The following is a 2524-nucleotide window of genomic DNA, read 5'->3' as shown; positions in this document are numbered from 1 at the left end:
AGCCGGTGCGGCCGCGCCCGGGCGAGTCGGCCTTCGACTTCGTGGCACGGCAGGCCGCCCTGCCCGACGTGGCCTGGATCGACGCGCCCGAGACCGGGGGCCTTCTGGCCCAGATGCAGCAGGTGGTGGGCCCCGCGCGCTGGCTGGGGTGCGACGCGGCCGCCATCGCCGTGGCGTCGGGCAAGCGCGCCACGCTGCAGCGCCTGGTCGAGCACGGGGTGGCCACGCCGCTGGCCTTTGCGCACGTGCCCGAAGTGAGCCGCTGGGTGGTCAAGCCGGACGATGGCGCCGGCGGTGTCGCCACCCGCGTGCACCACTCGCAGGACGAGGCCATGGCCGACTGGGACCACCGCTCGCAGGCCGGCAGCCCGATGACCATCGAGCCCTGGGTCGACGGCGAGGCGCTCAGCATCTCGATGCTGTGCAAGGCACGGCACCGCGTGGAGATGCTCAGCGTCAACCGCCAGCGCATCGCGGTCGATGGCGAGGGCGCGCTCTCGTTCGAAGGGGTCGAGGTCAACGCCATCGCGCTCGACAGCCACCGCGGACGCACGCTGTCGGGCCTGGTGAGCCAGGTGGCCAACAGCATCCCCGGCCTGCGCGGCTTCGTCGGCATCGACCTGGTGTGGCACCCGCGCTGCGGGCCGGTGGTGATCGAGGTGAACCCGCGGGTGACCTGCGCCTACGTGGGCCTGTCGGACGCGCTGGGCCGCAACCTCGCGGCAGAGATGCTGGCCGACCACGACGCGGAGCCGGCCCGTGGCTGAGCACCGCGTGATCGGCTGGGACGTGGGCGGCGCGCACCTCAAGGCCTGTTTGCTGGAGCAGGGCCGCGTGGTCGACGTGGCGCAGTGGGCGTGCCCGCTGTGGCAGGGCACCGGCCACCTGGAACAGGCGCTCCAGTCGGCCCGCGAACGCTGGCCGGCCACCACGCAAGCGCAGACGCAACATGCGGTGACGATGACGGGCGAGATGGTCGACCTGTTCGCGCACCGCGAAGAGGGCGTGCAACGCATTGCGGCGTTGCTGTGCGAAGCCCTGTCACCGGCGGCGGTGCAGTTCTTCGCCGGCGACAGCGCCTGGTGCCACCGCGACCGCGTGGCCGGGCTGTGGGAGCACATCGCCTCGGCCAACTGGCTGGCCACCGCGCAGCACGCGGCGCGCGAGTTGGGTGGTGTGCAAAGCGAGGGTGTGCTGGTCGACATCGGCAGCACCACCACCGACCTCATCGCCTTCCGTGGCGGCCGCGTGCTCACACAGGCACGCAGCGACGTGCAGCGCCTGGCCAGCGGCGAGCTGGTCTACCAGGGCGTGGTGCGCACACCGCTGTGCGCGCTGGCGCACCAGATCCCCTGGCAGGGCCAGTCGCTCAACGTGATGAACGAGTACTTCGCCACCGTGGCCGACGTCTACCGCCTCACGGGGGAGCTGAACCCCGCGCACGACCTCTACCCGAGTGCCGACAACGCCCCCAAGGACCTGCCCGCCACGCGCAAGCGACTCGCCCGCATGATCGGCATGGATGCGCGCGATGCCAGCGATGCCGACTGGCTCGCCTTCGCGCAAGCCTGGCGCGCTGCGCAGGTGGCCGAACTCGGCGGGCAGCTGAGGCGCGTGATGGCGCTGCATGCGCTGTCGGCCGATGCCGTCGTCGTGAGCGCAGGCTGCGGCGACTTCCTGGTGGCCGACGTGCTCGCGCACGCGGGCGGCGCGACGCGGGCGCTGCGCGCCTATGGCGGCGACTTGGTTCGCCTCTCGCCCCATGCCCGCCCGGACACGCTCGCCTGGGCCCAGGTGTGCGCCCCCAGCGTGGCCGTGGCCATGCTGCTCGACCGGGAGCTGCGCTGATGTGGGTCGTCAAGCTGGGAGGAAGCTTGTGCAACGACCCGGTGCTGCCGCAGTGGCTGGACCTGCTGGCCCAGTTGGGCGGCGGGCGCGTCACCCTGGTGGGCGGAGGCGGCAGCTTCGCCGACGAGGTGCGGCGCGTGCAGTTGCAGTGGCAGTTCCACGACCTGGCCGCGCACAACATGGCGGTGCTGGCGATGGCGCAGACGGCCTACCAGCTCAACGGCATCAACCCGGCGCTGCAGCTCGCCAGCAGCCGCAGCGACATCCAGCGCGTGCTGCACAAGGGCCAGACCGCGCTGTGGTTGCCCTTCGAGCTGCAGCGCGAGCAGCCCGATGCGCACACCAACTGGGACGTCACCTCCGACAGCCTGGCGCTCGACCTCGCACGGCGCCTGAACGCCGAGCGGATGGTGGTGGTGAAGTCGTGCCACATCGAGCCTGGCTCGACGCTGGCGGGCTTGAGCGAAGCCGGCATCGTCGACAAGCGCTTCGCTTCACTGGCCGACGGGGCGGCGTTCCCGATCGAGATCCTGCACAAGGATGAGCTGGAGACGATGCGGGCCCTGCTTTATCGGATGTAGGCGGAGTGGGCCTTCGATACCTCAGGCTGAGCGGACTGGTGGCGTTCGAACATAAACCTTCCGCTCACCCTGAGGTATCGAAGGGTCAGCCTGAG

At 71.2% G+C, this 2524-nt stretch carries 3 protein-coding genes; all 3 read left to right on the top strand.

The features are described 5' to 3' along the window. The coding region (locus VFL64_RS15635) for an ATP-grasp domain-containing protein (RefSeq protein WP_489541303.1) at window positions 1–767 on the top strand (767 nt) is incomplete at its 5' end. Next, on the top strand, window positions 760–1848 hold the full coding sequence (locus VFL64_RS15630) for a hydantoinase/oxoprolinase family protein (RefSeq protein ID WP_489541302.1): 1089 nt from the start codon (window positions 760–762) through the stop codon (window positions 1846–1848). The genes VFL64_RS15635 and VFL64_RS15630, both read left to right, overlap by 8 nt. Further along, window positions 1848–2429, top strand: a complete 582-nt coding sequence (locus VFL64_RS15625; protein WP_489541301.1) for an amino acid kinase family protein — start codon at window positions 1848–1850, stop codon at window positions 2427–2429. Before VFL64_RS15630 ends, VFL64_RS15625 begins: the two co-directional genes overlap by 1 nt. The last annotated feature ends 95 nt before the right edge of the window (window positions 2430–2524 follow it).

Origin of the sequence: Rhizobacter sp. (assembly GCF_035702065.1) — a bacterium.
In the GTDB taxonomy this organism is placed as follows: domain Bacteria; phylum Pseudomonadota; class Gammaproteobacteria; order Burkholderiales; family Burkholderiaceae_C; genus Rhizobacter.
This window is presented reverse-complemented; position numbering and strand designations above follow the sequence as displayed.